This window comes from Paenibacillus sp. YYML68 (assembly GCF_027923405.1).
Classification (GTDB): Bacteria; Bacillota; Bacilli; order Paenibacillales; family NBRC-103111; genus Paenibacillus_G.
This window is the reverse complement of record NZ_BQYI01000001.1, coordinates 1,315,131-1,340,000: the sequence shown is the minus strand read 5'-3', so window position 1 is coordinate 1,340,000 and position 24,870 is coordinate 1,315,131. Positions and strand designations below refer to the sequence as shown.

Annotated in this window: 26 protein-coding genes and 1 pseudogene; 13 read left to right on the top strand and 14 right to left on the bottom strand. The window is 55.5% G+C overall.

Going from position 1 to position 24,870, the window contains the following annotated elements; all coding sequences use genetic code 11:
* The first annotated feature begins 363 nt into the window (after positions 1-363).
* Both PAE68_RS05945 and PAE68_RS05940 read left to right on the top strand, forming a co-directional pair.
* The gene (locus PAE68_RS05945) at positions 364-1,113 is read left to right on the top strand and encodes an ABC transporter ATP-binding protein (protein ID WP_281885051.1); all 750 of its coding nucleotides are present in this window, start codon (positions 364-366) and stop codon (positions 1,111-1,113) included.
* Complete coding sequence (locus PAE68_RS05940; protein ID WP_281885049.1) at positions 1,110-2,360, top strand: ABC transporter permease; 1,251 nt, start codon at positions 1,110-1,112, stop codon at positions 2,358-2,360. Before PAE68_RS05945 ends, PAE68_RS05940 begins: the two co-directional genes overlap by 4 nt.
* Positions 2,361-2,429: 69 nt before the next feature.
* On the opposite strand, the gene PAE68_RS05935 is transcribed toward PAE68_RS05940, so the two are convergent.
* The 3 genes from PAE68_RS05935 to PAE68_RS05925 form a co-directional block, all read right to left on the bottom strand.
* Positions 2,430-2,867, bottom strand: a complete 438-nt coding sequence (locus tag PAE68_RS05935; protein ID WP_281885047.1) for a thiol-disulfide oxidoreductase DCC family protein — start codon at positions 2,865-2,867, stop codon at positions 2,430-2,432.
* A gap of 63 nt (positions 2,868-2,930) precedes the next feature.
* On the bottom strand, positions 2,931-3,746 hold the full coding sequence (locus tag PAE68_RS05930) for an alpha/beta fold hydrolase (RefSeq protein ID WP_281885045.1): 816 nt from the start codon (positions 3,744-3,746) through the stop codon (positions 2,931-2,933).
* 27 nt (positions 3,747-3,773) lie between these two features.
* The gene (locus PAE68_RS05925; protein WP_281885043.1) at positions 3,774-4,679 is read right to left on the bottom strand and encodes a protease complex subunit PrcB family protein; all 906 of its coding nucleotides are present in this window, start codon (positions 4,677-4,679) and stop codon (positions 3,774-3,776) included.
* Positions 4,680-4,880: 201 nt separating this feature from the next.
* Here PAE68_RS05925 and PAE68_RS05920 point away from each other — a divergent pair, with 201 nt between their 5' ends.
* The 4 genes from PAE68_RS05920 to PAE68_RS05905 all read left to right on the top strand — a co-directional run bounded on the left by PAE68_RS05920 (position 4,881) and on the right by PAE68_RS05905 (position 9,004).
* The gene (locus tag PAE68_RS05920) at positions 4,881-5,039 is read left to right on the top strand and encodes a hypothetical protein (RefSeq protein WP_281885041.1); all 159 of its coding nucleotides are present in this window, start codon (positions 4,881-4,883) and stop codon (positions 5,037-5,039) included.
* Between the two features lie 293 nt (positions 5,040-5,332).
* Complete coding sequence (locus PAE68_RS05915; RefSeq protein ID WP_281885039.1) at positions 5,333-6,415, top strand: sugar ABC transporter substrate-binding protein; 1,083 nt, start codon at positions 5,333-5,335, stop codon at positions 6,413-6,415.
* 88 nt (positions 6,416-6,503) lie between these two features.
* Positions 6,504-8,018, top strand: a complete 1,515-nt coding sequence (locus tag PAE68_RS05910; RefSeq protein ID WP_281885037.1) for a sugar ABC transporter ATP-binding protein — start codon at positions 6,504-6,506, stop codon at positions 8,016-8,018.
* A complete protein-coding gene (locus PAE68_RS05905) occupies positions 8,015-9,004 on the top strand; it encodes an ABC transporter permease (RefSeq protein WP_281885035.1) in 990 nt (329 codons plus the stop codon). Before PAE68_RS05910 ends, PAE68_RS05905 begins: the two co-directional genes overlap by 4 nt.
* A gap of 135 nt (positions 9,005-9,139) precedes the next feature.
* Here the strand turns inward: PAE68_RS05905 and PAE68_RS05900 are convergent, their stop codons facing one another.
* Positions 9,140-9,529, bottom strand: coding sequence for a hypothetical protein (locus PAE68_RS05900; protein WP_281885033.1), 390 nt, complete (start codon positions 9,527-9,529; stop codon positions 9,140-9,142).
* A gap of 128 nt (positions 9,530-9,657) precedes the next feature.
* Between PAE68_RS05900 and PAE68_RS05895 the strand changes: the two genes are divergently transcribed.
* Together PAE68_RS05895 and PAE68_RS22775 are read left to right on the top strand one after the other, a co-directional pair.
* Positions 9,658-9,795, top strand: a complete 138-nt coding sequence (locus tag PAE68_RS05895; RefSeq protein WP_281885031.1) for a hypothetical protein — start codon at positions 9,658-9,660, stop codon at positions 9,793-9,795.
* Between the two features lie 92 nt (positions 9,796-9,887).
* Positions 9,888-10,283 (top strand): annotated as a pseudogene (locus tag PAE68_RS22775) (IS4 family transposase); the annotation flags it as partial.
* 17 nt (positions 10,284-10,300) lie between these two features.
* Here the strand turns inward: PAE68_RS22775 and PAE68_RS05885 are convergent.
* Complete coding sequence (locus tag PAE68_RS05885) at positions 10,301-10,612, bottom strand: hypothetical protein (RefSeq protein WP_281885029.1); 312 nt, start codon at positions 10,610-10,612, stop codon at positions 10,301-10,303.
* A gap of 1,121 nt (positions 10,613-11,733) precedes the next feature.
* Between PAE68_RS05885 and PAE68_RS05880 the strand changes: the two genes are divergently transcribed.
* Positions 11,734-13,230, top strand: a complete 1,497-nt coding sequence (locus tag PAE68_RS05880) for a CAP-associated domain-containing protein (protein WP_281885027.1) — start codon at positions 11,734-11,736, stop codon at positions 13,228-13,230.
* Between the two features lie 91 nt (positions 13,231-13,321).
* Here PAE68_RS05880 and PAE68_RS05875 read toward each other — a convergent pair whose 3' ends face one another.
* The 6 genes from PAE68_RS05875 to PAE68_RS05850 form a co-directional block, all read right to left on the bottom strand.
* On the bottom strand, positions 13,322-14,209 hold the full coding sequence (locus PAE68_RS05875) for a metal-dependent hydrolase (protein ID WP_281885025.1): 888 nt from the start codon (positions 14,207-14,209) through the stop codon (positions 13,322-13,324).
* 44 nt (positions 14,210-14,253) lie between these two features.
* Positions 14,254-16,137, bottom strand: coding sequence for an MHYT domain-containing protein (locus PAE68_RS05870; RefSeq protein WP_281885023.1), 1,884 nt, complete (start codon positions 16,135-16,137; stop codon positions 14,254-14,256).
* Positions 16,138-16,287: 150 nt separating this feature from the next.
* Positions 16,288-17,037 carry an AIM24 family protein gene (locus PAE68_RS05865; protein ID WP_281885021.1) on the bottom strand — a complete coding sequence of 250 codons (750 nt, stop codon included), beginning with the start codon at positions 17,035-17,037 and terminating at the stop codon, positions 16,288-16,290.
* Positions 17,034-17,537, bottom strand: coding sequence for an SH3 domain-containing protein (locus PAE68_RS05860; RefSeq protein WP_281885019.1), 504 nt, complete (start codon positions 17,535-17,537; stop codon positions 17,034-17,036). The genes PAE68_RS05865 and PAE68_RS05860 overlap by 4 nt, the downstream gene beginning before the upstream one ends.
* A 90-nt stretch (positions 17,538-17,627) precedes the next feature.
* A complete protein-coding gene (locus tag PAE68_RS05855) occupies positions 17,628-18,500 on the bottom strand; it encodes a sulfite exporter TauE/SafE family protein (protein ID WP_281885016.1) in 873 nt (290 codons plus the stop codon).
* 162 nt (positions 18,501-18,662) lie between these two features.
* Positions 18,663-18,794 (bottom strand): hypothetical protein, encoded by a 132-nt coding sequence (locus tag PAE68_RS05850; protein ID WP_281885015.1) that lies wholly within the window; start codon positions 18,792-18,794, stop codon positions 18,663-18,665.
* Positions 18,795-19,018: 224 nt separating this feature from the next.
* Here PAE68_RS05850 and PAE68_RS05845 point away from each other — a divergent pair, with 224 nt between their 5' ends.
* Together PAE68_RS05845 and PAE68_RS05840 are read left to right on the top strand one after the other, a co-directional pair.
* Positions 19,019-19,492, top strand: coding sequence for a ribonuclease H-like YkuK family protein (locus PAE68_RS05845; protein WP_281890921.1), 474 nt, complete (start codon positions 19,019-19,021; stop codon positions 19,490-19,492).
* A gap of 201 nt (positions 19,493-19,693) precedes the next feature.
* On the top strand, positions 19,694-20,557 hold the full coding sequence (locus tag PAE68_RS05840) for a polysaccharide deacetylase family protein (protein WP_281885012.1): 864 nt from the start codon (positions 19,694-19,696) through the stop codon (positions 20,555-20,557).
* Positions 20,558-20,571: 14 nt separating this feature from the next.
* Here the strand turns inward: PAE68_RS05840 and PAE68_RS05835 are convergent, their stop codons facing one another.
* Positions 20,572-21,399 (bottom strand): DUF2935 domain-containing protein, encoded by an 828-nt coding sequence (locus PAE68_RS05835; protein WP_281885010.1) that lies wholly within the window; start codon positions 21,397-21,399, stop codon positions 20,572-20,574.
* 140 nt (positions 21,400-21,539) lie between these two features.
* Positions 21,540-22,034 (bottom strand): preQ(1) synthase, encoded by a 495-nt coding sequence (gene queF / locus PAE68_RS05830; RefSeq protein ID WP_281885008.1) that lies wholly within the window; start codon positions 22,032-22,034, stop codon positions 21,540-21,542.
* Between the two features lie 172 nt (positions 22,035-22,206).
* Between queF and nfsA the strand changes: the two genes are divergently transcribed.
* Positions 22,207-22,944: an oxygen-insensitive NADPH nitroreductase gene (gene nfsA / locus PAE68_RS05825; protein WP_281885006.1), complete on the top strand. Its 738-nt coding sequence runs from the start codon at positions 22,207-22,209 to the stop codon at positions 22,942-22,944.
* A 51-nt stretch (positions 22,945-22,995) separates the two neighbouring features.
* Here the strand turns inward: nfsA and PAE68_RS05820 are convergent, their stop codons facing one another.
* On the bottom strand, positions 22,996-23,745 hold the full coding sequence (locus PAE68_RS05820; protein ID WP_281885004.1) for a DNA alkylation repair protein: 750 nt from the start codon (positions 23,743-23,745) through the stop codon (positions 22,996-22,998).
* Positions 23,746-23,862: 117 nt separating this feature from the next.
* Here PAE68_RS05820 and PAE68_RS05815 point away from each other — a divergent pair, with 117 nt between their 5' ends.
* A complete protein-coding gene (locus PAE68_RS05815) occupies positions 23,863-24,825 on the top strand; it encodes a M15 family metallopeptidase (RefSeq protein ID WP_281885002.1) in 963 nt (320 codons plus the stop codon).
* The last annotated feature ends 45 nt before the right edge of the window (positions 24,826-24,870 follow it).

Genomic DNA, 24,870 nt, shown 5'->3' with positions numbered 1-24,870 from the left:
AGCACTCACTCATTGTTCAGTTTTCAAAGGGCAATTATATTGACTGCTTGTCCGCTTCTCAATAGCTTGTCTTGCGTGACAGCGAGAATTACTATACCACATTCGCGACCGTCATTGCAAGCACTATTTTTTCTCAACATTCGGTTCGTTTTATTTCGAACTCGTTTGTATCGGACAGCGAAAAGTAATGTACCACACTTCCGTGTAAGAATGCAAGTGTTATTTTTACTTTTCTCAACATCATTCGACCTCGTCGGCCGAGGAACATAATATAGCACAACCATTATGAATACGCAAGCTCGAATTACAGACATATTTCTCCTCTGCACAAAAACAAGGTAAAATGGAAATTGAGGTGAAACCATGAATCCATTATTAGAAGTAGAGCAGCTCACAGGAGGCTATAGCCGTCAAAAGCCGGTACTGCATGACATAAGCTTCACCGTCCATCCCGGCGAGATGATCGGTCTCATCGGTCTGAATGGCGCAGGCAAGAGCACCACGATCAAGCACATCCTTGGACTAATGAAGCCACACTCGGGTACCGTGCGATTGTCCGGTATCCAGCTCGAGGACAACGCCGGCGCTTACCGCAGAACGTATGCGTACGTACCGGAGACCCCCCTGCTGTACGAGGAGCTGACCGTGAAGGAGCATCTGGAGATGGCGGCAATGGCTTACGGCCTCTCACCGACCGACTTCGAGGGAAGGGCACCGCAGCTGCTCGAGCAATTTCAGATGACCGCCTATGCGAACCGACTCTCCGCGCACTTATCCAAGGGGATGAAGCAGAAGGTCATGATTATGAGCGCCTTCCTCGTTCAGCCGAGCCTGTACATTATCGATGAGCCGTTCCTCGGCCTTGATCCTCTCGGGATTCGTTCTCTGCTGGAGCTGATGGCGAGTGTAAAAAGAAGCGGCGCCGCCATACTGATCAGCTCGCACATCTTATCTACCATCGAACGGTATGGGGACCGGTACGTTGTGCTGCATAACGGGCGCCTGAAGGCTTACGGTGACGTAGACGCCCTTCGGCTTCAAGCGAAGCTGCCTGGCGGCTCGCTCGATGACGTATTCTGCACGCTTGTTACACAGGATGGTGGTCATCCATGAGCCGTTCTTCCATGAGCCGTTCACACCAACCGGACAGCCCAGCTGTTGAGCCGCTCACCTTATGGCGTCGACGCTCGACCGCCTTTTCCCAGGAAATACGTCCCTATCTGGTATACGCGCTGCAGTCGCTGTCTCTCATCATCGTTGTCGCATTCCTTGGCTTGATGTACACGTACGACCGCATATTGCCCGAGGCGCCGCCCGGCTTCCCATTCGCTGAGCTGATTACCGCGATTCTCGTTCCTGTTATGGCAATCACTCCGATTCGTACATACGTTCGAGCTGCTGACCTTGTCTTCCTGATCCCGTTGGAAAATGAGCTCAAGGCCACTTACATGAAGCATGCCGTACATCGGGCCTTCCTGGCTCAAAGCGCACTGCTGCTGCTCCTGTGGCTGGCAGTATGGCCAGCGTACATACAGATCGAAGGAGCGAAGCCCGGCTTCTGGCACGTGCTGCTCGTGCTCATCGCCATGAAGCGATTGCTGCTGCAGGCGAAGTGGGCGGAGCTGCAATATAGCGACATATACGAGCTTGTCATGTGGCGTGCAGCACGCTGGGCGGCGGCACTCGGCGGCGTGTACGGCCTGCTCGTCCTGAAGCCGGGCTTGGGGAGCCTGCTGGTAGCGGCTGTAGGCTTCGCATATTTATTCGTAATTAGAAGTACTGCGCGAGCAAGCATGAACTGGAACCGACTGGCAGACACGGAGCTAGCGCATCGGTCCTTCATCTTCAGACTATTGAATCAATTCGTAGATGTCGGTCATGTCCAGAGCCGTCCACGAAACAGACGATTCCCTCGACGACTGCTAGCTGTGCTCGCGGGCCTTCGATTCCGTTCCACAGATACGTACCGCTACTTGTATGTGCGCGTGTGGCTTCGCTCGGAGCTGTTCGGCATCACGATCAGACTGTGGTCGATTGGAGCCGGGCTGTTGCTCTCTTCGTCAGGCGACTGGGTGCCGTCTGCTCTGTATCTCCTATTCGTATGGCTGGTCGGCGTACAGCTTCAGGAGCTGCCTAAGGCGTACCTGCACTCCGACTGGTCGTACATCTATCCGCTGCCCGCCGAGCTGCGAGCTGTATCAGTTCAGAGGCTGATTCGGACCATCCACATGCTGCTGACAGCAGCGCTCAGCGTCCCGCTCCTCTTGGTGATGAACCACTTCACCAATGGACTACTCGTCACTGCGGCAGGATTAGGTATCGTCCTGCTCAGACGACTTCGACGCCAAACAAGGACATGATCCGAGCGATTGCCCGGACATGTCCTTGTCCCTTGGTATAGTCTTTATTCGATTCACATGAAGAGAGTTCTACAGTCGATCGAGAAATCTGCCTCTAGCCTCAGGTACAGGGAGCATACATGCGTCCGTCTTTCCGAAAAAACGGTACCGATTACGCGCAATAAGCGAGTACACCGCATCACGGATCGGTACGGGCACGATAATTGCCGCATATAGCAGCCGCCACCAGCCGCCGAGTCTAAGCAAGACACGCAGCCCTGCTGTTGAACGGACGTATGCACGTCCTGCATCAATGAGGACGAAGGTGCTCAATGAACTCGGGTCCAAGCCGTGCTCCTTCAATAATGCTTGACCGGTTGGCGATTGCAGTGCGGTATAATAGAATGCTCCATGCCGATCTCGCGGGAGCAAGAACTGTACAACTCTCTGACAAAAGCCGCACACCCCATCGTAGCATACGATCGCATGGTTGTCCGCAATGTCCTGCAGCCGCTTGTCCAAGGGCATCGCCTGCACCTCCTGAGGCTCATCACCTTCTTAAATGTCCATCCTAAGGAACGTGTTGACCGCTTAGACCTGTTCCTGCTTCTGCTCCAGCTTACTGCTCATAAATTCGAGCACAATACGAGTCAGCTCCTCGGGAGCCTCCATCATGCTCATATGTCCAGCGCTGTCGATCAATCGGTGCACCACATGGTCTCCCGATGCTGTGAACGTCTTCTCCTTCGGTATAATCTGATCCAAGGCTCCGGCTACGAGCAGCACCGGAAGTTCGGTGTTCTGCAGCACGGCACGCCGATCAGGGCGTTCCTTCATCGCGACGATGGTGCTGGCGGCACCGTCCGCGCTTGTTCCACGGGCGATCGTCATTGCCTTATCGACTGCTGCTCGCATCGTCTCGAGATGGCCAGGTGCGAACAGCTTCGGCACGAGCCCTTCTGCGAATGCACCTATCCCCTTCTCTTCAATTGTCTGCTTCGCCTTCATCCGATTCAGCTTCCCTTGCTCATCGTCTGGATACGCCGTCGAATGAATAAGGCCGAAGCCGCTCAGCAGCTCCGCATGCTGCTCCGCAAGCGCGAGCGTCACGTACCCGCCGAGCGAATGTCCGAGCACAACCGCACGCCCCAGGTCAAGGCGTTTGATGAGCTCCGCAATGTCTGCGGCGAGCTCCTCCATCGTGTAGGGACCGCTTGGCGTATCGGACGCTCCGTGGCCGCGCAGATCAGGCACGATTACCTTGTAGCTCTCAGCAAGTCGCGACACGACGTCATCCCAATAAGCGCCGCTTCCGCAAAAGCCGTGCAGCAGCACCAGCGGCAGCCCTTCTCCATGCACACAATACGCAAGCTTCCTGTCCTCCAGAATCAAGTACGATTGCTCCATCTCGATAACCTCCTATCTACTCATAACCTATTCCCGATCAAGCTGTGCTGTAATCTCGTAGCCGCTGGCTACATAAGTCTCAGCCGTTGGCTCGGTGATCACCATCGCGTTCATACTATCAGGAGCAGGGTCCGTCACCTTATACGTAATGATCGCACGTCCATCCTCCTCAAAGAGAATACCCGTAATTCGAATCGCATAACCAGCCGTTGGCTTCTCCCCGCGGGACAAAATCACCTTGTTCACATCCGCGTTGACCTTCTCCACCTTAACGGTTACCTTCTCCTGCTGCTGCGGCTTCGTATGCGAGTTCACGAATTGAACCGCTTGATACACCCATACGGCAGCCTCGCCGCGAGTCAGCTCGCTCTTAGGATTAAACCTGCGATCCTCCTGCTGCTTCACAATGCCGTGCAACACGAGCCGCTGGACGCTGTAGCTGAGCGCCGGGTCGATGTCCGCCTCGTCCTCGAAGATGATCAGCATTTTGATCACAGGAAACGTTCCCTTCGTATCGATCGCATGAATGATCATATCGGCAAATCGCTCACGAGTGACGATTCCATCTGGACTGATATCCTTGGGAAGCGGTATGCCGTTCAGATGCGCGATGACGAACGACTCCGAATACCACGCATCGTTCGGCACTTGCGTGAAGTAGTCGGAAGCCTCCGGTTTCTTAATAAACTTCATATGGTCAATGTTCAGGTCGAACGCCTTCACGAGCAAATGTACCGCCTCGGCGTAGCTCGTCTTGCTGCGCGGTGCAAAGTGCTTGCTGTCCACACCATTCACGATGCCTCGCTCCTTCAGTGACAGCACCGACTCGCGCTGACCAGCCTCCAGATCCTCGAACGCTGCAGCCGGAGCGGCCGCTATACTCATGATCAAGCTGGTTACTACCGCCAGCTTCGTCCATTTACATTGCTTCATCATTGATCATCCTTTCTAAATTCGGTATACAGCGTAACGACGACGCTTATTCCTTTGAACGAACAGAGGCGTGGAGATGTTGCAGTTTTTGTCTTGATTTTCCTACAGAGCTGTGAATATTAACGCACGATTCCGTCATGACTCGCCTGCGAGCGCATAAGTTAGGTAGTACCCGATGTGATTCCTAAGGAGGTCATGCGTATGCCTGAATCGTTATTCCAGATTGCCCTTATCATTATTATTGTCCGTTCGGTCTATATGATGTTCAGCTTGTCCCAGCGTCCGAAGAAGCAATGGCTGGAGATTGCCTATTCGGCAGCGGTCGCTGTTGCTGCAGCCGCGTTTTTACTTGCTAGCTAGCTTGAACACATAGTATGTAGGTTTTTGTAAAAAGAGCACGCCCGACATTGGTACGGCGCGCTCTTTTTTGTGCTGTTCGGCGACTAACTTCTATGGTACTATAGGGTGTTGTATCGCTAGATTTGTGCAAATTAAGGAGGAATCGTGTATATTTATGTCGAATTTCATGAATTTATAGTTGATTATAGCCTTATTCCTATATTGACCCTTGGTTGCCGCTTATGATAAAGTTTAATCACCTAGTAATTCCATTGGAATTATACATATTAGTAGAATGGAGAGAATGACGTACTATGAAGCTGCTCAACAAACCGTTCCTATTGGTTCTCGTATTCATCCTGTCGATCTCATTGGCCGCTTGCGGAAGCAAGCCACCGGAGGCTGCCAAGCCTGCGGACAACGGCTCCGCCGCTTCGAGCGTGAACCCGCTCGCCGGCAAAAAAATTGCTCTCATTATGCAAATCAACCTGGGCACGTTCTCCGCGCAATATATTGAAGGTGTGAAGGAGCAGGTTACGAAGCTCGGCGGCACTGTTACCGTAAGCCCTGCTGACGGCGACCTTGCCAAGATGGCCTCCAATCTGGATGCTGCCATCAACCAGAAGGTAGACGGTATTCTGATCGACCACGGCACAGCGGAAGCGCTCGAGAACGGCGTGAAGCGTGCGCTGGAGAAGAACATTCCGGTCGTAGCGTTCGACGCAGACCTGAAGGTTCCAGGCGTAACGGTACTGGAGCAAGGCGATGCGAAGATGGCTGAGCAGACGCTCGAGCAGCTGAGCAAGGATATCGGCGGCAAGGGTAACATCGTGAAGATCTGGGTAGCTGGCTTCGCTCCGATGGAGCGTCGTCAAGTCGCTTACCAGGCTTTCCAGGCGAAATATCCAGACATTAAGGAAGTTGCGGCATTCGGTGCAGCGACTCAGAATACAGCACTTGACACACAAGCACAGATGGAAGCGATCCTGAAGAAATACCCGAACAAGGGCGACATCGCAGCAGTGTGGGCATCCTGGGATGAGTTCGCCAAGGGTGCAGCCCGCGCGATTCAGCAAGCAGGACGTACGGAGATTAAAGTATACGGCATCGACATGAGCGATGAGGATCTGCAGATGATCCAAGATCCGAACAGCCCTTGGGTTGCTTCCGCTGCTGTTGATCCGAAGGATATCGGACGTATTCAAGTTCGCTACCTGTACCAGAAGCTGCACGGCGACCAGACGCCGGACAAGGTCGTACTGGAGCCAGTATTCGTATCCCGCGATCAGCTTCCGAAGGAGCAGATCTCCACAGCGCAGCTTAGCCAGCACGTGAAGGGCTGGGGCGGCAGCGAGCAAGGCTATACGGAGTGGATGAAGAAAGCGGAGCAGAAGTAAGCATACAGGTTGCATATCGATAATCCCATCGGCCTTCGAATTGAGGCACGGTGGGATTTTCCCATTCGAAGGAGCGTGAGCCTAAGCGATGGCCAAGTCCCCCCATCTACTCGCCATGTCAAGCATAACGAAGTCGTTCCCGGGTGTTAAGGCGCTGCAGCAGGTCGACTTCGAGGTGCGCGGCGGCGAAATTCATGCGTTGCTCGGCGCGAACGGCGCAGGCAAGAGCACGTTGATGAAAGTATTGTCCGGCGCCTATATCGCCGATTCAGGAACTGTGAGCATTGATGGACAGCCGCTCCATGTGCGCCGGCCGCTCGATGCGATCCATCAAGGGATCACCTGCGTCTACCAGGAGGTCGACACTGCGCTAGTCCCTCAGCTGACGGTAGCCGAGAACATGATGCTCGACCGGCTGACGTCGGGTGCGCTGTGGATTGACCGGGGCGGCCTCGAGCGTGAGGCGAAGCGCTTGCTCGCAGAGCTCGGCATGCCGGAGCTGGACGTGCGCAAGCAGGCGGGCGAGCTGACGATTGCCGAGAAGCAGCTCGTATTGATCGGCCGGGCACTGGCGCAATCAGCGAAGTTCATCATCTTCGATGAGCCGACAGCGCCGCTCAGCAGCGAGGAGGCGGATCGACTGTTCGGACTGATGCAGCGCCTCAAGCAAGAAGGCGTCGGCTGCATCTTCATCTCGCATCGCCTTGACGAGGTGTTCCGCATCAGCGACCGCGTCACCGTCATGCGAGACGGCAGGCGCATCTCCACGAAGGCGTCCTCGGAGACGAGCACCCGTGCTGTTATTGAAGAAATGCTCGGCAAGCCGTTCGAGGAGGAGTTCCCGAAGGTGAAGACGGCCATCGGGGAGACGCTGCTCGAAGCGCGAGCCTTGCGCTTCGGCACGAAGGTGCGCGACGTCAGCCTGACCGTACGCGAGGGCGAGATCGTCGGCGTCGTCGGTCTCGTCGGCGCCGGCAAGACCGAGCTGTCCCGCCTCCTGTTCGGCGCGGACAAGCTGGATGCGGGCGAGCTCGTGCTGCGCGGCCGCCCGCTGCGGCTGACCGAGCCCGCGGACGCGGTGCGCGCCGGGCTCGCACTGATCCCGGAGGAGCGCCGCAAGCAGGGCGTCCTCGTCGAGCTGCCGGTCATGGCGAATCTCGCCCTGCCGATCTTGAAGCAACTCGGCCGCCTCGGCTTCGTCCGGCGCGGCCTCGAGGAAGCGAACGCCGATGCCCGCATCGGCGAGCTGGGCATTCAGCCGCCGATCAAGGAGCGGCGAGTCCAATATTTGAGCGGCGGCAACCAGCAGAAGGTCGCCGTCGGGAAGTGGCTGCCGACGGGCGCTGACGTCTACCTGTTCGACGAGCCTACGAAGGGCGTCGATGTGGGAGCGAAGAGCGACATTTTCCGCTTAATCGGCAAGCTGGCGCAGGAAGGCAAGGGGATCGTCTATTTCTCATGTGAAATCGCCGAAATTCTCGGCATCGCGGACCGCATACTCGTCATGAGCTACGGGCGCATCGTGAAGGAGCTGACGAGAGAGGAAGCGACACAGGAGAACGTATTGTACTACGCTAGCAGCGGGGAGGCCAAATCGGAATGAAAGAAAAGTGGCTAGACTTCACTTATAAATACGGAGCGCTGGCGGTCATCGCCCTCGTCATCGCAGGGTTCTCGGCCGTCAACGAACACTTCTTGTCCTATGACAACATGGCGGACATTCTGCGCTCCATCTCCATCGTGACGTTCGTCGCGATCGGCGTGACGTTCTCGCAAATTGTAGACGGCTTCGACTTATCAGTCGGCGCCACCGTCTCTCTGACGACTGTCGTCGTTGCTACGCTAATGGTCTGGTATGAGCTGCCGCTCGTCGTCGTGCTGACCGTACCGCTCTTGATCGGTATCGTGATCGGTCTACTGAATGCGCTCCTGATCGTGAAGGTGCGTATCCCTGACCTGCTCGCCACGCTCGCGATCATGTACATCATCGGCGGCGTCCACAAGACGTATACGAAGGGCTTCTCGATCTACAACAACATGCAGATGACGGACGGGACGAAGGCTCCGGGCAAGTTCGATCCTTCGTTCCTGTGGATCGGTCAAGGCAAGCTGCTCGGCATGCCGGTGCCGGTCATTCTGATGATTGTGGCAGTCATTGCGGTACACATCTTCTTGACCTACACCCGCTGGGGACGGCAAATGTACGTGACTGGCGGCAACCGTGAGGCGGCCCGTCTGTCGGGCATCTCGGTGAACCGCATCCGTACGTTCGCGTACATCTTGTCCGGCATCTTCGCAGCGGTCGGCGGTATTCTGTTCGCCGCGCGCGTCGGCTCCGGCCAGATCGATGCGGGCGCACCGCTCTTGATGGAAGCCGTCGCAGCGGTCTTCGTCGGCTACTCCGTGCTTGGCGCGGGCAAGCCGAATGTGATCGGCACGTTCTTCGGCGCGGTGCTGATCGGGGTGCTGCTGAACGGCCTCACGATGCTCAACATGCCGTATTATGCCTTCGACATCGTCAAGGGATCGGTGCTCGTGCTGGCGCTGGCCGTCACGTTCATTCATCTGTCCCGTCGGCGCAGCTCGTAGCGCTAGCGCTACGTTCGCCTGGACGCTTCAAGCTTACGCTGAAGAGCCTTGTCCATCGTCAACGGCACTCCCAATTGGGGGGGCTGCGGATGACAGGACAAGGCTCTTTTTTTGCAATAACGAGATGCTACTACCCTACTCCTCCAGCTTCAGCACTCGCCCGCCATTGGAATGAACGACGTCTACGACCTTCTCGAAGTCACGGTCCTCGACAAGTGCGCTGAGCACGTAGCTGAAGCCGCGGAAGCCTCCGCCGTCCTCGCCTACCTCGTCATCCAGGTTAAAAAAGACGGGCATAAATCCCGGCGCTCCATTCGTATTGTTCCCTGCGCCTAATGCAGGTACGCCGACCGCGACGTTAGCCGAGCCAAGCGATGGCGAATACGGCATGAAGTTCGCATCGTCCCCGCTCGTCGACTGCAGCTGTCCGACTTCGATCTGCTCGACGGCATAGGTCTGGAGCAGGATGCGGACGTCCTCCGCCTCATTCTCCGTATGAAAGTACGCTTGAAGGTGCTTGCTCATGTGCATTCATCCTTTCCAGCCTGATGTGTGTAGCGTGTCTGTCTTACTTATGCCCAGCTTTCCCCTCTTTTAGCCGAAACATAAAACAGGCCGCAACAAGACAAGCTACGATTCGGAGGTGATACGCCATGTCAGGACGAAACAGCAAGCCAAAGAACAACGGCCCAGCATCGAGCCCTTCGCGTCTGGAGCAATTCGGGGACAAGCTCGCCGACGAAACGGTATCCCGCGAGACGCGCGAAGCATGCGATACGGACCGGAAGTAGGGGATTACAAATGAAGACAGCGGCGAACTAAGACGTGAGAGCACGTTCTTAGATTGCCGCTGTTTTTGTTTACTTGCTTAAGCGAAAGAGTTATGGTGAAAACCGACAACAAGCGGTATCTTGTGGATGGAGAGCGACTAGACCTTAAGGCGCTGTATGCCGTAGCACCACAGGTAGAAGGAGATCATCACACCATCCTTCGTTGTATCCGAACCCACCTCGTTCCGAACCTTCCGGTCATGGTCGTGTTTGTTCATCATCGTTCCAAGAAGAACGAATGGCTTGCCATTCTCTCCACGTGCACCAAATTCTTGCTGCGCCTGCAAAAAGAGTTACAAGGACGCTCTTATGACTTACTTGTCAGCCATACAACCATTGTGTTCACCCGCTACATAATGCTCGCATGGCAGCATCGTCAAAGTACAGATCAGCATCTGAAAACGGGAGCCCACCACACTGAGTCCACCACGGTTATATCTATACACTGGTGTAACAACTTGTAATTTCAATTTTTTGTTGTGTTTTTTAGTTTATACAGTCCAAACATAAAAAACAGCATACTCAGCGCCCATAATCCACCGGCTTGAGCAATTACTATTGAGTTTAACTCTGAAGCCATCGGTTCATCAGGCCTCACTTGGATCGCTTTTAGCCACCGACTTACACTAGCGATAAATAAAAGAAGGTGGAGAGTTAACCAGCCATAAGCCTGATTCTTATATCTTATCCACCAGCCAACGACGAAAGCTAGAACAGTAATTATTACAGCGCTAAAGCCAAGGATAAGATATATGGACACCTCCGCTTCCATTGGCATTTCAATCACCCCAGTTTAATTATTTGTTAAACAAAAGAAGCCCCCTCATTCATTATAAGGGGATACTTCTTTAATTCCCAATTCGTAGTTATAGCATATTAGTTCGCCGCTGTTTTGTTTACTTGCTTAAGCGAAAGAGTTACGTCAGTACCAGAGTACTTTAACAAAAAAGAGCCTTCAACCATAGTAACAATTGTGGGATTGAAGGCTCTTTCTTGCATTCTATCGTTTACGATCTTTTCGGTCAAACCAATTATAAATGAATAGAATTCCAGCAATAGATATAGAAAAAGATATGATGTAATAATACAAGTTTTTAGGAACTCCCAGCATATTACCAAAGTAAATAACTAAGAACAACCAAATTACGAATGTTGTATACTTTAAAAAATTTCTCAACTGGTATCAATCCAATCCGTTTTTTTAGAAATTAATCCATCCGTTATTAGGATTAGAGTCTCTAGAATCAAGATACTCAGCAATTTTCGCACCGATATCAAGATAATCCATAGCGAATGTCACCGCTGTCCCTACAAAAATAGCCAATTTAGGAGCAGCCCATGCAATTAACTTACTTGTTACTGTTGCAGTAAAGATTCTGGCAGCTTCTTTTTTTCCTACACTAATAATATATGCCTGAATAGCGCCTACGCCACCGCCAGCTATTAGATAATTGAGTAACTGGAGCGAATTAACAAATACTTAACTAAACCTCTTTTACATTTGTAAATATTTAGTAAAAAAGCAAGATAAGACTGAACACACTGAACACAATCTGAAATGATAGAGTCATGAAAAAATCTTCTATAGTTCATATTCGAAAACATCATATCTCCGTGCCAACTTAAAGCCGCAGAGCATCCGTACTTCCGCCAAGTTGGAGCCGATCTGTGATCTTATATTCAAGATAGTAATACGACCTGAATTGAACAGTTCAGCTATTCTCGCGATCTCTGCATACGTAATCCAAAAGTTCATTTTCCACATTGAGAATTGAACCTGACGCGCCCAGCGATTATGATGATACATAGAGCGGTATGCATGCCGCCTGTAAGCCGATTCACCCACTGATTCCGAGCATTGCTGTCGAAATATGTAGCATCACAAAGGAGGTCGTTCGCTTGAATTGGACGCGATGGACGAAATATAGCTGGTCTGCACTACTTACTGCTGCCCTACTGACCTCAGCCTCACCGCCTCCGCAGGCTACAGCTGCGGCGAGCTTCAAGGATACGTCCCGCCACTGGGCGTCCAAGGCGATCGATTGGGCGGTTACGAGCAAGATCGTCAACGGCTACGAGGACGGCACCTTCAAGCCGGATGCGACCGTATCGGAGCCGGAATTCATCGCGATGCTGCTTCGCGCCTATCCGTCCTCCGAGCTGCGGGTCGCTGCTTCCGGACAACAATGGTACGAGCCGTACTATGAGCTGGCCGCGAAGCGCAACTGGACGATGCTGAACAGCACCACTCGCACCTCATATAACCGAGGTCACGTCGCACGGCTCATCGCCTCGACACAGCGTGGCACGCTTGATCTGACGGGCTCGGTGCAATATTTGCTCGATACTGGACTGTCGAACGGCAAGACGGCGGCCACCGTCGACGGCTATCGGTCTGCCGACCCGCTGTCACGAGCTGAAGCTGTGCAGTTCCTCATGAATATGAGATCGAAGGTGAGTCAGCTCACTGCGGCGCCCGCTCCGTCCTCGACCAAGGCGAATGAGAAGCCTGCGGTCGGTGATGGCACAGCCCAGTCCCGCACGAAGGCGGCTGTCTCTGTACGAGGCATCGCAATCGGAGATGCCGAGGAGCACGTGCTTGCCCTACTCGGTCAGCCGGGCCGCAAGGACGTGTCCGAGTACGGCTTCCTCTGGTACGTGTATAACCACGATTACGCGAACTACGCACAGATCGGCATCAGCGAAGGTAAGGTGGTCGCGCTCTATTCGCAATCGGACAACTGGCATACCGACCGGGGTATTCAGGACGGCGCGGCGAAGAGTACGGTACTCAAGCTGTACAGCAATCCTCTTGCTCATATTCTGAAAGGCAACACCCGCTTCCTCATGAACTACGGGGACGGCGAATACGGCACCTACAGCATCGACGGCAGCTACGTGACGTTCTTCTATGATGTGCACCGCAGCGACGTGGTGACTGGCGTACAGGTGATCGGCGCCCAGACCGAGACGGCGCTCGCCGCCTTCTATCCGAAGTCCAGCGCCGCGCTCATTACGGCCTACGAGCGGCAGACGCTGGACCTCGCGAATGCGGCTCGTGCGAAGCTCGGCTACAGTCCGTTCGTCTGGTCGGACGAGGCTTCTGTCACCGCGCGCAAGCATAGCCAGGACATGGCCGCCCGCGACTTCTTCGATCATACGAATCCGAGCGGACTCGATCCGTTCGAGCGAATGGAGCGTGACGGCATCCAGTTCCGGGCTGCCGCGGAGAACATCGCCGCCGGTCAGACGAGCGCGATCTATGCCCATCACGGCTGGATGAACTCGGCAGGTCACCGCAAGAATCTGCTCAGCTCGATCGAGCGACTCGGTGTCGGCGTCGCCTTCGGCGGCGACATGCACATTTATTACACGCAGAAGTTCTATACACCTTAATCGGCCTCCACATGAGAAATGAAAAACCCGAGACAGGTCGCTTCCAGCAAAGAAGCGAGTTGCCTCGGGTCATTTTCTATCAAACTTAACTCTACAAGCCCTTCTTCTCCATGAACTCGAACAAGAATGACTGACCGTTGCGGTAAAACCTCGGGTCGTATATCCCTAGCTGCTTCCCGTCATCGACTACGACGACAAACGGCGACCATTCGTACAGTGTGCGTGCCTTCGGATTAGCGGTGAACAGCTGCTCCAGGTCCGCCTCCTCTGCCGAGATCAGCTGCTGCTCAAGCTTCAAGCCGCTCCACAGCGTCCCCTTCGACAGCTCGACTGTCGTGCCGGATTTGCCGATCACCGTGAATACACCCGGAACGAAATCGGCCGCCAGTGCCACCTGCTCATAGCGCGGAGCTGCTTGCTCATACAGCATATAGCCTTGAGCGGACTGGATGGCCACGTGCAGCACCAGCAGCCCCCAGACGAATCGGTATACCGGATAGGTCGGCTTGGGACTGCCTCTGCGCGCCCGTATGAGAGCGAACAGCCAGCCTGCCAGCATGATCGCCCAGAACGTCAGGTCGACGATCGGGATCGTACCGAACGTAATGCGCATCGTCGATACCGGCTCGAAGTAGCCGGTCCCCCAAGCGTTGAACAGGTCGCTCGTATTATGAATGAACACCGCGACAAGCCCAACGAGGAACAAGAGCCAGCCTCGTGTTCTCCATATCGCCCGGGCAAGCAGTGCCAGTACCCCCGCCCATACGGGCACGAGCAGCACGGAATGCGTCAACCCGCGATGCCACATCTGGTAACGGCCGGCCGTGTCCCACCAAGAGGAGATGACGTCGATATCTGGGATCTGCGACCCAGCAAGACTCGTGAACAGCAGCGCCTGCTTCTCCCTCCGCGTCATCCCTTCCTTATTCACAGCTCCGTATAGCGTAAGTCCGAATAGTGTGTGTGTGATCGTATCCACTGCAGCAGCTCCGCTCCTTACTCGTGTGACTTGCTTGTTCCCTATTATTGTGCCGCGACACGCTGATCCTCATAAACGTCAGCCATTATGGTAAACGTCAGACGAGTGCCCGCACCTTGCTTCGATTCCACGCTGATCGTGCCGCCCATCAGCTCCACAAGCCGCTTGCAGATCGCAAGACCGAGGCCCGTGCCTCCATACTTGCGTGCAGACGATTCCAGCTGGTAGAACGGCTGAAACAGATGTGGAACGTAGGACTCCGGAATACCTACGCCCGTATCTTGAACGACGAACTCGAGCTGCAGCCGATCTCCCTCGCGGACATGATGCCGAACCTTGATGTCGATCATGCCCTCCTCCGTAAACTTTACCGCATTGCCGATGACGTTCAGGAGCACCTGCCTCAAGCGGCCTTCATCGCCGAGCAGCAGCTCAGGCACCCGCTCGTCAATAGCCAAGCGTACGTCTAGCCTCCGTCGCTGACATTGCGGACATAGAAGCTGCAGCGTCTCCTCCAGTGCGGCATGCAGACTGAACACCTCTCGGTTCAGAACAAGCTTGCCGGATTCCATCTTGGAGAAGTCGAGCACCTCGTGTATGACGGTCAATAGCCCCTTGCTGCTCTTGACGATAATCTTAGCGTATTCCTCCTGCTCCTCCGACAGCGGCGTCTCCAGCAGCAGCTCACTCATCCCGATCACACCGTTGAGCGGCGTTCGAATCTCATGTGTCATAATAGCAAGAAATTCACTCTTCACCCGAGCTGCCTGCTCAGCCTCCAGCTTCGCCTGCAGCAGCTTCTTCTCGGCACGCTTCTGGTCCGTAATATCCTTCGAAATCGTATAGATGTCGATAATCATGCCGTCCGCCTTCATCGGTACAATCGTCGTACTCAGCACAAGCTCATGACCGGCCTTATGCCGAATCGAGCACTCGATCGTCTGGGGCGTTCCCTGCAGCGCCTTGGCGAAGGCAGTACGGATGCGGAAGCTGTCTCGCCGGTTCAGAAACTGTGGGTAATATCGTCCGACATAGCTATGCACCTGATACCCTGTAATACGCTCCGCAGCCGGATTGCACCTGAGCAGTCGTCCGTCATGATCGAACAGGCAGACGATATCGGGATTATGCTCGAAGATCGCATCATACCGCTGCTGTGTCAGATTCGCCAGTCGCTGTGTGTAGATACGCTCCATCGATTGCGTAACCGCAAAAAAAAGCAGAACCACTAATGCCGCCGCTCCGATCCAGGAGGCGAGCAATAGCTCATCCACTTCCTCATCATGATGCTCGTGCGATAGCTCTGCTCCGGCCGGCAGCGTAAAGTCCGCAGCAAACATGCCGGTGTAATGCATGCCTGCGATCGCAACGCCCATCATGCCGGAGGCGACCACCTTAAGCTTCAGCGTCGACGGCTTCTTCACCGCGACCCGGTGTAGGAACGGCAGCCCTAGCGCAGTGAACGAGATCGCGAGTGCCATAAGCACCGATACCGCCACCCAGTACGGATCGAACGTCATCTTAGCGGCCGAGCGCATCGCTGCCATCCCCGTATAATGCATGCCGCCCACAGCAATCGCTATGAAGAAGCCGCCTGCGATCCAGTTCATCCGTGGTACGTGGCGTGCTGTGATCAGTTGAAGTCCAGCCCATGCCGCAACCATCGGCAGCAGCATCGACAGCACGAGCCAATTCGTATCGTAGCGAACCTCCACCGGGAGATGGAACGCCAGCATCCCGACAAAGTGCATCGCCCATAAGCCAAGTCCGAGCAGGACAGAGCTGAAGGCAAGCCACGCTCCCTTCCTCCGTCCCTGCAGCGTTAACACGCGCTGGCACAGGTCGATCCCACAGTAAGCTGTGAACATGGAAATCAGTACAGAAAGCATTACAAGAGGAACACTGTACGTTCCATGCACATGTTCCATACGTTCACCTCATCCGCTTATTCATGAAACATCAAGTTCTTCATTATATAGTAATTCGATTGCGAGCTTGAAAATTCCTGCTTTTTCATCCATCGCCCTCATCTGGAAGCCCAAAAAAGCACGCTGCAGTCATGGTGACCACAGTGTGCTTTATTTAATAAATACGCCACCGAACGGCAGCACCTCTCGCAGCATTCGGCGCAGCAAGGAGTCCTGTCGCATCCCCTCTGTAAATACCCGATCGTGCGGTGACGGCTGGATGAGCACCTTGCCCTTACCTGTCATCTCCCACTGGTAGTTCATTCGCTGACTGGCGAGCGTGTTCCCATACACGCTAAGCCGCATGCTCGCATCCTCCGGGAAGGCGACGAGACACCCCGCATCCACATAGACCGGACGGGCAGTGTCGAGCGACAGCTCATACAGCGGTCCAGATGCAGCCAGCCCGAGCAGGCCGCCGCCTGAGAACTTCATCCGCACCCAATCCCGGGTGACGAGCGCCTGCTTCGCCTTCTGCAGCCGACTCTCCAGCTTCATACTTCCATCATATAGCAGCACGTGCCTAATATCGAAGAGCAGATTGCTGTGATCCGGCAGCTCCAGCGCCTTGAACCAGACGCCAGCTGGCAGTCCGAGCACGAATCGCGCCTCACCCGTAATACGCGACTCCACCCAGCTCTTCTTCCGATACATGCCTGACAGGTTCAAAAAGCGATCCTCTCTCGCCCGAGACTCTCCCTCAAAGGCGATAATGCGGCTCGGATGGAGAACATGCGCCGTCTCTCCCTCGGCGAGCTCGACGACAGCGGCCTGACCCTCTGCTCCAGCTTCCGCTGCCGAGGCTTGCGGCGCGAGCGAAGGAATAAGCGTCCGTGTGCGGGTCTCTGTCTGTATGTTCATTTCACGCCTCCCCGCAGCCCGCGCTGTCCGCGCCGCCACATCATGTAGCGGACGATACGTGTAATCGCGAAGTATAGCAGCGCCAGGGCGGCAGCGGTCAGTGCGGTTGAGGCGATCTGTCGGTTGCGGATCGCCTGCCTCTGGCGCTCCTGCTCCAGCTGCCGGACCATCGTCTGCAGCGCTTCATTGTTCTGACGCAGCTGCCTGTTCTCCTCGGCCATACGCGCCTCGGCCTCTGCGAGCCGCTGTGCGTTCGCCGCGGACTCGGCCAGCGCTCTCTCCAGCTGCGCTCTGCTCGCGTCGAGCTGCTGCTTCGTCTCGTCGTAGGACTGCTGGAGACGATCGACATGCTCCGGCATTTCGTATATTTGCTGTATCCGTTCAATAATCCCGGCCTTGACGCCTTCCGCTGGAAGTAGAGCGAGCAGCACGATACAGACTGCGGCTGCTCGAAATACAGCGAGTTGAAACCGGCTGAACGTTGATCGCTTGTGCTGCATATGCTCATCCCCCTTTGGTCAACGTGTACGCACACGGGCCCCATACGTTTCATTGTAATGGTTCATGGGCCAAAAGGGAACGGGTGAACATTAGTGAACCGGTACCAGCTGCTTGCGATTTTTAAGCTGATACAGAATGGCGGATACCCACACCAGAATGACCGTCGCATACACGACCGTTGCCCATGAGGCAGGCAGCGCAGCGGCTTTCACAATCGTCATCGAGTTCGTTAATATAATGAAGCCACCGACGATGACGCCGAGCATATAGGCGGGCAATATCTTGACTAGCCAGGCTGCTAGCGGGGCTGCGATGACGCCGCCGATCATGAAGGCGAACACCCACGGCCAATGAAATTGATCCCATCCGAGGAAGATGATAAAGCCTAGCGTAGCGGAGACAGCAATCGCGAACTCGCTCGTATCGACCGTACCGATCGCCTTACGCGGAGATATTCCCTTCTGCGTGAGCAGCATAGGGGTCGCAATCGGGCCCCAGCCGCCGCCGCCGACTGCGTCGAAGAAGCCGCCGACAATACCTACCGGGATGAGGAACGACCGCCGCGGACGTGCGCCATTCGCATTCGTGCCGCTGCCCTGAGGGAATAAGAACCGGAGCATAATGTACGCACCGAGTAATAGCAGTAAAATCGAGACGACCGGCTTCACATGCTGCCCCGGTATGCTGCTCAAGAAGGCAGCTCCGAGGAAGGCGCTGATCGAGCCCGGTACGACGAGCTTCCACATGATGTTGCGGTCTACGTTCTTGAACCACAGGTGCGAGGCGCCAGACGCTGCCGTCGTCGCAATCTCGGCCATATGGATGGAGGCGGAGGCGACGGCCGGGGCGACGCCGAACATGAGCAGCAATGTCGCCGAGGTTGCACCGTAGCCCATTCCCATAGCGCCATCGATAAGCTGTGCGATAAAGCCGATGATTGAAAAAACAATAAGCTGCTTCATAATTAGTCATCCTCCATTTAATTCCGAGTAATCTTATATGCATTATATGTTATGAATTTAGAAGTGTAAACCATTATTTTCTTGATCGCTCGCATGCAGAAAAGACCGCAGCAGCAGCTACGGTCTTCATCACATGTTATACATTCCAATTTATTGGAAATACTAAGGGTAGATTAGCTTTGATGCGGAGCTTAAGAGCGATTGAGCGAGCCACAGCCATCCGATCATCGACAGCCATAGCGGGATACTAAGCATGACTCCAACGAGCATTCCTACAGACATCCGACCTTCCATGAGTACATGCCTCCTTCTTCGTGAACGTCCGCGAAGACGTCCGTACCAAATTTATGAAGTTGTTTATATTATATATGAAAGCGCTCTATTTTACAGTACGTTTTCTGAATTTTTAGATATTACGCTATATTTTTTTGGTAATATGGCGATCTTTACACTATTTACATGTAAGATCGCGTAAACTATAGGAAGAACCCCATCAAGGTGTTGGAAGGAGTTGCTCGATCATGTTCATTAGCCCAAGTATTGGCTCGGTCACTCTTGAAGAGATGGTGCTCGAACTGCATGATTATGTCGGCCAAGATCCCAATTCCCTGTACAAGATTGTGATCGGTACCGATTCCCACACAACCCGCCGTACAACGACACTCATTACCGCTGTTGTCATACACCGTATTGGTCGAGGGGCCCGATTTTTTTACCGTAAAAAAAATAACCGTCCGCTGTTCGATCTGCGCACGCGGATTTATAAGGAAACAGAGCTCAGCCTGGAGCTTGTTGACGTGCTGAATCGTAAAGGGATGGACGACCTGCTGGCCCGCTGGCCGCTCGAGATCCATATTGACATCGGACAGCAGGGCGAGACGAAGGCGCTCATTCAAGAAATATGCGGCTGGGTCACCTCGGTCGGCTACGAGGCACGTATCAAGCCGCTTAGCTTCGGGGCCAGCTCTGTGGCCGACCGATTCGCAGAATAACGGCTATACTTGTTTATCTCCACCTGTTGCTTACACGCCAAAAAAGACATTCGAAACGGGGTCACGTGTACTTGCGTGACCTCGATCGAATGTCTTTTTCTATATCGCGACACAGAGGCTGTATGTATTCCGCTTGAAATTACGGACGGGAATGGATATAACTGACTATAGGCCTCACCTGAATATAGAGGAGACGATAAGATGACCCGAACGCTGCTAATCTGTATGCTTACCGCTATAATCGCCTTCAGCCTGCTCGGGCTGTGGAGCGTCAATCCCGATCATACGTACCGTAATCAAGTTGCCGTTCTCATGTATCACCATGTTCATCCGACCGATCGCAGCTCCAGCACGATCAGCCCGGACTTATTCCGCGAGCAGCTGGCCTTCCTGAAGGCTAACGGGTATCAGTTCATTACGCTGGATGCGTTCAAGCGCTTCTACGAAGGAGAGCCTGTACCGGATAAGGCGGTGCTCGTCACGTTCGACGATGGGTACACGAGCTTCCACGAGCACGCGTTGCCAATCTTGAAGGAGCTTGACGTCCCTGCGGTGAACTTCATCGTGACCGAGGACCTGGATGCGCCAGGGGTGAAGCCGATCCCGACGCTGACCCGCGAGGAGGCGCTGGACATCGTCGGCTATAAGCCGGGCATGTTCGATCTGCAATGTCACTCCCATGCGCTTCATTATAAGGTCGGCGACGAGGGCGCGCTGACCGGTCGGCTGCTCATACACGGACACCCTGAGAATGAAGCGGAGTACAAGCAGCGTGTGGAGCGTGACAGCGAAGCATGCGCACGCTCGCTAGCCGAGCTGTACGATGGCGACGTCTCGCGCACCAATACGTTCGCCTATCCGTTCGGCATCCATTCCGAGCTCGCCCAGTCGATCATCCAGCAGGAGGGCTTCGACTACGCGTTCACGATCGTGAGCGGCATGGCTACGCGGAACAGCCTACCGCTCGAAATTCCGCGCATCAACGCCGGCCATCCTGATGTGCTGCCGGAGCATCTGGACAAGCAGATCCAGCTGCGCGTCGAGCGGGCGGCGTGGATGCGCTAGCTACGCGGCAGCGCTCACACAGGGGGCCGCTGCACTGAGCATGTCGCAGCCGTCTGTGCAAGCTCCGGCGCATAGGCGCTGAGCTTGCGCACGAAGTAGCACGTCTCCGGCAGGTGGTGCTGCAGGAAGCGCAGCGTCGTGCGTGACAAGTACTCGGACTCCTTGTATTGACCGATGACCTCTACAATGAACGCGTTCATCTCCAGCGCTGCACGCCCCACCTCTACGGCAAGCAGGCGCTGACGAGGCATGCCGGGAGCCGCGAACCGCAGGTAGCCGCGGATGTGGTGATTTTGCACAATGAAGGCTTGGAATATGCTGATGTACCGCTCCGCCTGCTTGATGATGCCTAGTTCAATCGGATCGGAGATGTTGCGCAGCAGCGCCGCATGTCCGAGCTGGTCCTCGAGCCACAGATCAAGCAGCGACCACAGCGGAAGCGGCTCGGGAGCAGCCCCCTGCACATACGCCCGCAGCAGCCTTAGATACTCCTCATTCTCGTTCAACGTTCCATTGAAATATGTCGGGCTCAAATTAATCGTCAGCACATTCTCAATACGCAGCCGCTGAATCGTTCCCTCGAATTGAAAATACCCGTAAGCCGTGCTCCAAATGGAACGGGCCAGCCTGATCATCTGCTCGTCTTGAAACGATAGCGATGAATCCAGCTGGCCTAGCTGCTGCAAGTGTTGCTCAAACGCGTCGACATAATGGGCAGCCGCTTGTACATACGACGTCTGCGTGGTGGGAAGCCAGTCTCTGACGAAGATGGCATGATCCTGCAGGATGCCAAGCCAGAACAGATGCTCCTCCCATACGGACAGCTCCGATGAATCGTGCATTGCGCTCTCCTCCTTCAGCCGCCCTGTATCGCTATAGCGATGAAGTGCGGCGGCTTCTGAAGCATGTATATGCGCGTAGCCTGTCGTATACAACCTATGAGGGGTGAGCGCAGGCGCAGATATGGGCTTAGGGCAGGGAGCTAGCGGTTATCGACCTTCTCGGGGTACAGGTCATGATTGAGCAGCCGATGCTCGGCCATCTGCTCATACTTCGTGCCTGGACGCCCGTAATTGCAGTACGGATCGATGGAGATGCCGCCACGCGGCGTGAATTTGCCCCACACCTCAATATATTTCGGGTCCATCAGCTTGATCAGATCGTTCATAATAATGTTCATGCAGTCCTCGTGGAAGTCGCCATGATTGCGGAAGCTGAACAAGTACAGCTTGAGCGACTTGCTCTCCACCATCTTATGATCTGGAATGTAGCTGATGTAGATCGTCGCGAAGTCGGGCTGTCCGGTAATCGGACACAGACTGGTGAACTCCGGACAGTTGAACTTCACGAAGTAATCCCGATACGGGTGCTTATTGTCAAAAGACTCGAGCATCTGCGGCGCATACTCCATCGGATACTTCGTCTTCTCATTGCCGAGCAGCGTCAAATCGAGCTCGTTCTGTGGTCTTCCTGCCATACGGTTAATCTCCCTTCAATGCGGCGGCTCGTCAGTCCGCCATCTCCTCCATTATATCGGATTGTGCGGCTCGACGTAAGGCTGCAGTGTCGGCAACGCGGCGGCGATGTTTGACTCGGCTTGTCCGCCTTAAGTAAGATGGTAGCAATGCTGCAACACGGAGGCTGTTACGATGAACGAAACGATTCAACTTCTTCAACAACATCGCTCGATTCGCAAATTCAAGCATACACCGCTCACCACCGAGCAGGTCGAGGCGATTGTCATGAGTGCGCAAATGGCGTCAACGTCCTCGAATGTTCAAGCTTATACGATCATGGCCGTCGATGATTCGGCGCTGAAGCAGGCGCTGTCCGAGCTCGCAGGCAATCAGGCATACGTCGCGGAATGCGGCCTGTTCCTCGTCTTCTGCGCCGACCTGAGCCGACTGGACAAGGCCGCACAGCGGAATGGCGAGCAGCTGTACGCCAACACGGAGAGCTTCATCGTCGCTACGGTCGACGCCTCGCTCGCCGCTCAGAATGCAGCAATTGCCGCCGAAGCTCTCGGCCTAGGCATCTGCTACATCGGCGGCATCCGCAATGCCATGGAGGAGGTCAGCGAGCTCCTCGCGCTTCCTCCGCTCGTCTATCCGGTGTTCGGACTGTGCATCGGCGAGCCAGACCAGCAGCCTGAGCGGCGACCCCGCCTGCCGATGGCGAGCGTGCTGCATCGCAACCGCTACGACAAGGCGGCGGTAGAGGACGGCATCGACGCGTACGATCAGACGATGCAGGCGTATTACCTCGAGCGGACGCGCGGGAAGACGATGACCAACTGGTCGCGCGGCATCGCCGACAAGTACGGCAAGCCCATGCGAGTGCGGGTGAAGCCTTACCTTGAGGCGCAAGGCTTCAGGCTGGATCGGTAGTGCTGCGGCGTCGCTTCGGGTGAAGCGACAAGGCCTGAGCTCAGCGGTCGGTCACTTGCGACTGCGATCCATATACTTGAGCGCCTCTCGCACGCTGAGCGGCGCAAGACCGGTGCCTGCCTCCGCCACGAACTGGCGGACGGCGGCTTCATCGGTCTTGCCGTACTCACGCAGCGCCCACCCGATCGCCTTGCGGATGAAGAACCGCTCGTCGCTCCCTAGCTGCCTGCACAGGCTGAACAAGAGTGCTGTATCGGTCCGAGCCTTGTAGCCCAGCTGAAACAAGATGGCGGTCCGTTGGAGCCACATCGAGTCCGACTGGATCCACTTGGACGTCATCTCCTCCCTAAGCTCAAGGTGTCTGGCCAGCACGGCACCGACCTGATGGCTCGCCAACAGATCGACGGTGTCCCACCACCCCTTCGTAACGATTAGCTCCTCCAGAAGTGGCAGATCAGTCGCCGACAACGACTTCAGCCTTTTATCGAGCATAATCATCGCGACATATTGGAACTCCCTCTCTGGTAAGCTCCACAGCTGCTTCACAGTAACTGTCAGCGCCGGACCTTCCGGTATGCCGTACTCCTTGAAGAAGGCTCGCAGCAGAGCGTTACGCTCCGGTGTGCGGACCCCGAGAAACGGAAACTGGTTCTTCATATACGCTTCCATCTTAACGGCATTCGCCGCATCTCGCTGCTCTCGAAGCAATGCCTCGAGCTGGCTCACATAAGGAGCCGGCTGTGAAGCGAGTGCCTTCGAGGTCGATGTGGACGGCTTGCTGGACTGTTGTTCAGACATCATTTGTCGAGCTCCTTTGCCTTTGGTATGGTTAGGGATGAACGGTACTCGTAACATTTCCTTCGCGTTCAACGTTAGAAGGGAGAGACTGCAGTGAAAGTGAAAGGAAGGTATGACCGCATGTTGCATAAAGGTAGATGGATGCTCGGACCGCTGCTGCTGGCAGGAGCTCTGCTGACAGGCTGCGGGACGCAGTCGGGTCACGACGAAGCTAGACCGCCCGCTGAAGCGGATGCGCAGGTGCAGCCCGGCGGCGGCGAGGCGATCGGCCAGCCGCAAGGCGGCGCCGCCGAGCCTGCGCCGAGCAAGCCCGAGGCGCAGACGGGCGCAAGCGGCGCTCATGCTGAGCCAGGCAAGACCGGCTCAGCGACAGGCCAGTCTGGTGCAGGCGGCGGCCAAGCCGCAGGCAACGGTGACGGCGGCGCTGCGGGCAGCAGCGGCAAGCCAGCGCAAGACGCGGCTGAGGCTGATGCCATCCGCGTCGTAGCGAAGCCCGAAGCGATCAGCGCGCTCGTCAACAAGACGAACAAGCTGCCGGACAGCTACAAGCCGGACGATCTGGTGGACCCGGACGTGCCGTTTACTTTCAAGGAGAAGCTCGAGAAGCGATACATGCGCAAGGAAGCGGCCGAGGCGCTGGAGAAGCTGTTCGCCGCAGCGAAGCAGGACGGTCTGCCGCTGGCAGGCGTGTCGGCCTACCGCTCGCGCGAGACGCAGGCGGCGCTGTATGCGAGCTACGTGAAGCGCGACGGCGAGGCCGCAGCGAGCAAGTACAGCGCGAAGCCCGGCCACAGCGAGCATGAGACCGGTCTTGCGGTTGACGTGACGGCCAGCAACGGCAAGTGTGCCGCCCAGAACTGCTTCGGCGTGATGAAGGAAGCGAAGTGGCTGGACGAGCACGCCCATGAGTACGGCTTCATCATCCGATACCCGAAGGGCAAGGAGTCGATAACCGGCTACCAATATGAGCCGTGGCACCTGCGCTACGTCGGCGTAGACACGGCCAAGACGCTCGTTCAGGACGGACTTACGCTTGAGGAGTATATGAACCAAGGCGTTCCGGTCAGTCAGCCGAAGCGTTAATGGCAGCGACAGGGAGACTGACCTTGCACATGGCAAGGCGGTCTC

Bases quoted from the DNA above. Each gene is read 5' to 3' on its own strand.
- PAE68_RS05945 (WP_281885051.1), top strand. From the start codon at position 364: ATGAATCCATTATTAGAAGTAGAGCAGCTCACAGGAGGCTATAGCCGT.
- PAE68_RS05940 (WP_281885049.1), top strand. From the start codon at position 1,110: ATGAGCCGTTCTTCCATGAGCCGTTCACACCAACCGGACAGCCCAGCT.
- PAE68_RS05935 (WP_281885047.1), bottom strand. From the start codon at position 2,867: ATGCCCTTGGACAAGCGGCTGCAGGACATTGCGGACAACCATGCGATC.
- PAE68_RS05930 (WP_281885045.1), bottom strand. From the start codon at position 3,746: ATGGAGCAATCGTACTTGATTCTGGAGGACAGGAAGCTTGCGTATTGT.
- PAE68_RS05925 (WP_281885043.1), bottom strand. From the start codon at position 4,679: ATGAAGCAATGTAAATGGACGAAGCTGGCGGTAGTAACCAGCTTGATC.
- PAE68_RS05920 (WP_281885041.1), top strand. From the start codon at position 4,881: ATGCCTGAATCGTTATTCCAGATTGCCCTTATCATTATTATTGTCCGT.
- PAE68_RS05915 (WP_281885039.1), top strand. From the start codon at position 5,333: ATGAAGCTGCTCAACAAACCGTTCCTATTGGTTCTCGTATTCATCCTG.
- PAE68_RS05910 (WP_281885037.1), top strand. From the start codon at position 6,504: ATGGCCAAGTCCCCCCATCTACTCGCCATGTCAAGCATAACGAAGTCG.
- PAE68_RS05905 (WP_281885035.1), top strand. From the start codon at position 8,015: ATGAAAGAAAAGTGGCTAGACTTCACTTATAAATACGGAGCGCTGGCG.
- PAE68_RS05900 (WP_281885033.1), bottom strand. From the start codon at position 9,529: ATGAGCAAGCACCTTCAAGCGTACTTTCATACGGAGAATGAGGCGGAG.
- PAE68_RS05895 (WP_281885031.1), top strand. From the start codon at position 9,658: ATGTCAGGACGAAACAGCAAGCCAAAGAACAACGGCCCAGCATCGAGC.
- PAE68_RS05885 (WP_281885029.1), bottom strand. From the start codon at position 10,612: ATGCCAATGGAAGCGGAGGTGTCCATATATCTTATCCTTGGCTTTAGC.
- PAE68_RS05870 (WP_281885023.1), bottom strand. From the start codon at position 16,137: ATGGAACATGTGCATGGAACGTACAGTGTTCCTCTTGTAATGCTTTCT.
- PAE68_RS05865 (WP_281885021.1), bottom strand. From the start codon at position 17,037: ATGAACATACAGACAGAGACCCGCACACGGACGCTTATTCCTTCGCTC.
- PAE68_RS05860 (WP_281885019.1), bottom strand. From the start codon at position 17,537: ATGCAGCACAAGCGATCAACGTTCAGCCGGTTTCAACTCGCTGTATTT.
- PAE68_RS05855 (WP_281885016.1), bottom strand. From the start codon at position 18,500: ATGAAGCAGCTTATTGTTTTTTCAATCATCGGCTTTATCGCACAGCTT.
- PAE68_RS05850 (WP_281885015.1), bottom strand. From the start codon at position 18,794: ATGGAAGGTCGGATGTCTGTAGGAATGCTCGTTGGAGTCATGCTTAGT.
- PAE68_RS05840 (WP_281885012.1), top strand. From the start codon at position 19,694: ATGACCCGAACGCTGCTAATCTGTATGCTTACCGCTATAATCGCCTTC.
- PAE68_RS05835 (WP_281885010.1), bottom strand. From the start codon at position 21,399: ATGCACGATTCATCGGAGCTGTCCGTATGGGAGGAGCATCTGTTCTGG.
- queF (WP_281885008.1), bottom strand. From the start codon at position 22,034: ATGGCAGGAAGACCACAGAACGAGCTCGATTTGACGCTGCTCGGCAAT.
- nfsA (WP_281885006.1), top strand. From the start codon at position 22,207: ATGAACGAAACGATTCAACTTCTTCAACAACATCGCTCGATTCGCAAA.
- PAE68_RS05820 (WP_281885004.1), bottom strand. From the start codon at position 23,745: ATGATGTCTGAACAACAGTCCAGCAAGCCGTCCACATCGACCTCGAAG.
- PAE68_RS05815 (WP_281885002.1), top strand. From the start codon at position 23,863: ATGTTGCATAAAGGTAGATGGATGCTCGGACCGCTGCTGCTGGCAGGA.